Here is a 3993-nt window from a genome sequence, read left to right on the forward strand (position 1 = left end):
GCGGTCAACACCATGACGATCGCATGGCCCGCCGTGAACGGGGCTGTGGCGTACGACGTGGAATGGCGCAAGGACAACGGCAACTGGATTCGACTGCAGCGCACCGGGACGACCTCGGTTGACGTGACCGGCATATACGCAGGGGCATACCTGGCCCGGGTCCGAGCTGTAAGCGCTTTCGATATCACCTCGATCTGGGCGAGCTCGATCCTGACCGAGCTGAAGGGCAAGGAGGGGACACCGCCAGCGGTGGCCTTCCTGGAAGCGTCGAGCGAGCTCTTTGGGATCAGCCTGAAGTGGGGGATCCCGCCGGGTGCCGAGGATACGCAGCGGACGGAAATTTGGTACGGCCCAGCCAATAGCCTCGAGGCGGCCACGAAGCTGTCCGACCTGGCCTACCCGCAGAGCGACTACACGCTGCAGGGCCTGGCCGCCGGCGTGTCCTTCTTCTTCTGGGCGCGACTGGTGGATCGCTCGGGCAACATCGGGCCGTTCTACCCGGTCATCAATGGCGTGCTCGGGAGTTCGAGCGCAGATGCAGGCCCCATCCTGGAGCTCATCAGCGGTCAGATCACCGAGAGCGAGCTGGGCCAGCAGATGCTCGAAAAGATCGAGATGATCACCGGGGATTTCCCCGGCTCGATCAACAACCGGATCAACCAGGCCAAGGAGGAGCTGGAAGGGCTGATCACCGACCTGACTGACCCGATGGAGTACGTGCCGACCGATGCCTATGAGGAAGGTGAGAGCGTGCGCAGTGGTCGCCGCCTTTACCTGGCCATTGCGCCTGTGCCTGCCGCAGCGGACGGCCGTAATGCGCCGCCCAACGCTGCATTCTGGGTGGACATCGGCAGCATCGCCGAGGCGGCGAACGCCCTGGCCAGCACCGTGCAGAAGAATACCAGCGACATCAGCGAGCTCGACGGGAAGGTGACCGCCCAGGCCTCGGCCATCCAGGCGGTGCAGTCGGCCTACCGGGACGACGACGGGGAGGGTGATCTTGCCGACGCGATGCGGGGCTGGGATGCCGCGGCCAAGGTTGGCGAGGAGATCCGCACGCGCGCGACGCAGAACGAGGCAATGGCATCACGCGTCAACACGGTTGAAGCGCGGGTAGCGAATAACGCTGCGAGCATCAGCACGCTCGAGAGTGTGGTCAGCACCAACGAGAGCGCCACTGCCACCAGGTTCACGAATCTGAGCACTACGGTGGATGGGCATACCTCGAGCATTTCGCAACTGGACAAGGCTGTAACCGACAACGAGAGCTCGACCGCTTCGCGCCTGCAGCAGGTTAATTCGCGTGTCGACAATGCGGAGGCGGACATCAGCGACGAAGCAGAGACCCGCGCGGATGCCGACCAGGCGCTGGCCACCCGCATCGGCTACATGGAGGCGACATTCGTCCTGCCGCAGGACGCGCGGGACGATGACGGGGAGGGCGAACTGGCCGGAGCCATGAAGGCCTGGGAGAGCACCGCCAAGATCGCCGACGAGTCAAAGGTCCGGGCTAGCGAAATCGAGGCGCAGGCGCGCCGGTCGGAAACGCTGGAGGCTTCGCTCGATAATGCGCTGAACGGCCCTACTGGGGCGATCAGCAAGGTCACTGCTTCGGTGCAGCAGGTATCGCAGGCGCTGGCAGCATCAGACGGCAAGGCCAGCGCGATGTGGTCCGTGAAGCTACAGGTCAACGCTCAGGGGCAGTACGTTGCCGCAGGCATTGGCCTGGGCATCGAGAACGGTCCCGCCGGGCTGCAAAGCCAATTCTTGGTGTCGGCAGACCGGTTCGCCGTGGTCAACGGCATCAACGGCACGCTGTCATCGCCATTCGTTGTCCAAGGCGGGCAGGTCTTCATCAACCAAGCGTTCATTAACACAGCTTTCATTCAACAGATCATTCTGGGAATGACCTTGCGCTCTCAGGCCACGGACTCACAAGGCCGACCGCTTTTCGAGGCCAACATGGTTACGGGCGCAGTAACGATACGCGGCCAGGATGAAAGCGGATCGACGCTGCTGAACAACGGCGGGGTGTATGTCTACGACGGCAACGGCACCGAGAGAACGGCAGTGGGGAGGCTTACCTGATGGCTGCGCAATATGGGCTCAGAACCAGGGATGCATCAGGTGCAGTCACCCTTGATACTACAGTCACTGCGGTGAGGGCGATCTACAGTACGCAGGTCCAAGGCGGAGGGGACGCTGTCGACCAGTACTACTCGATTCCGCAGATAAGGGCGGATTCGTTTGTTGTGGTCACCAACAGTGTTCCTGGGCGCGCCATTCCTGCCGCCTGGTGGACTACTGGGCAACTTCAGTTGAGAAGACCGACCTCGGAAGTTGTAAACGTGATGGTCCTGTCTTACTACGGTCTTTCCACTGGCCAGGAGCTCTACGGCATAAGGTCGAAAAACGACAGTTCATTTGTGCAGATCGACAACGTCAGCAAAGTTCTAACTGTCGCCCAAAGCGGCTCGTTCATCATGGGGTTCATATCATCCGGCAACGCCGTGGCTGATGTGACGATTAACTTTCCTGCGCCAATCACGACTGTGGATCAACCACTGGTCTTCCTGAATGCCGGCGATTACATGATGGTTTACAAGTTTGTCCTGCGCGGCTCGCCAGGTAACTGGACTGGTTTCTCATTGAGCTGGTTCACCGCTCCCATTTCAAACCAGTCCTTTACGGTGAAGTGGATGGCGGGCGTGTTCAAGTCCACGGGCGCGTCGGGCCAGTACGGCGCGCGCGTCAGGGGAGCCGACGGATCGCAGCTGTTCACCACCTCAGACAACATCATTCAGCTGACAGGATTCCCCAGTGCTGACAGGTTCGTGCAGACAGGATCAGGGGTACCCGGTGGCGCGGGAAGGTATTACACCGGTTACAAAATGCCGTGGACAGGAAACTTCAATGACTACTTCCTGGCAAATTCGGTAATCGGCGGCCCCTTCAATGACGGCGCGGCATTTTATGACAACCCGGTCGGCTTCTTCTCCGGGGATCGAAACTTCCTTCAGGCTTACAGCGGCGCCAACGCCAATACCACCGGCAGCGCCAACAATGGCCGGACTGTGTTTGCCGGCCGCCCCGTTCGCCCAATCTAATTAATTATCTAGGAGTACTTCATGCCCTGGTACAGAACAGGCACGGTCGCGATCACGGCTGGCCAAACAACGGTGACCGGTACCGGCACCAACTTCGCAGCAAACGCGCGGGTGGGGGACGCATTTATAGGTCCTGATGGCCGCGTGTATGAGGTCACGAACCTCGCCAGCGCGACGGTGCTGAGCATTCTGCCGGCCTATCAAGGGGCGACAGTGACCGCCGGTGGCTACGTCCTGGCGCCCATGCAGGGCTACACCAAGGAGTCGGCCGACCGGCTGCGACAACTGGTCGAGCAGTTCGGGAGCACACTGGCTGGGCTCGGGTCGGTTTCTACCGAGAACGTGGTGCCGGTCGCGAAAGGCGGAACGGGTGGCGCTACCCAGGCCGCTGCCCGAGCAGGACTGGGTCTGAAAAACGGGGCGATTTATGACATCGTGGGTAACATCGGTGCGGGCACTGGTACTGCGATCATAGAGCGCGGACAGAACTCAAACGGCGCCTACACCCTATATGCAGACGGGACCCTGGAGCAGTGGGGATCGATGTCGACAGCTGCTATTGCAGCCGGAGACTACAGCGGAAAAATCATTACTTTTCCAGTCCAGTTTTTTGACAATACCTACGGGTTTGGCGCCGTCGCGCAACCCACCGCCTCCAACGACCACTATGGGATTACTGGCTACTCATCGCGGTTAGCTGGCAGCATCGGTGTCGTAATCCGCAACAACGCAGCGGCTCAGGCTTTCAACGTGGTCTGGACCGCAATCGGCAGGAAATTCTAATCATGAAAATCATTCTTTCCCCGGTCCGCATGGAAGAAACCCTGGCAGTCGCTCGGCAGGGCGATACCCTGACGGTGAACGGTGAAGCATTCGATTTCTCTCC

At 60.5% G+C, this 3993-nt stretch carries 3 protein-coding genes; all 3 read left to right on the forward strand.

Translation table 11 applies throughout. The features are described 5' to 3' along the window. The coding region (locus tag AC0ZZU_RS23855; protein WP_476343891.1) for a phage tail protein at nt 1-2088 on the forward strand (2088 nt) is incomplete at its 5' end. Next, nucleotides 2088-3107 (forward strand): hypothetical protein, encoded by a 1020-nt coding sequence (locus tag AC0ZZU_RS23860; RefSeq protein ID WP_476343893.1) that lies wholly within the window; start codon nt 2088-2090, stop codon nt 3105-3107. The genes AC0ZZU_RS23855 and AC0ZZU_RS23860, both read left to right, overlap by 1 nt. Before the next feature lie 21 nt (nt 3108-3128). Then, nucleotides 3129-3890, forward strand: coding sequence for a gp53-like domain-containing protein (locus AC0ZZU_RS23865; protein ID WP_476343895.1), 762 nt, complete (start codon nt 3129-3131; stop codon nt 3888-3890). Nucleotides 3891-3993: the final 103 nt, after the last annotated feature.

The sequence above is a fragment of the Pseudomonas sp. JE3303 genome (genome assembly GCF_056312565.1).

Coding starts and splice junctions, on each gene's coding strand:
- AC0ZZU_RS23865 (WP_476343895.1), top strand. CDS start 3,129: ATGCCCTGGTACAGAACAGGCACGGTCGCGATCACGGCTGGCCAAACA.
- AC0ZZU_RS23860 (WP_476343893.1), top strand. CDS start 2,088: ATGGCTGCGCAATATGGGCTCAGAACCAGGGATGCATCAGGTGCAGTC.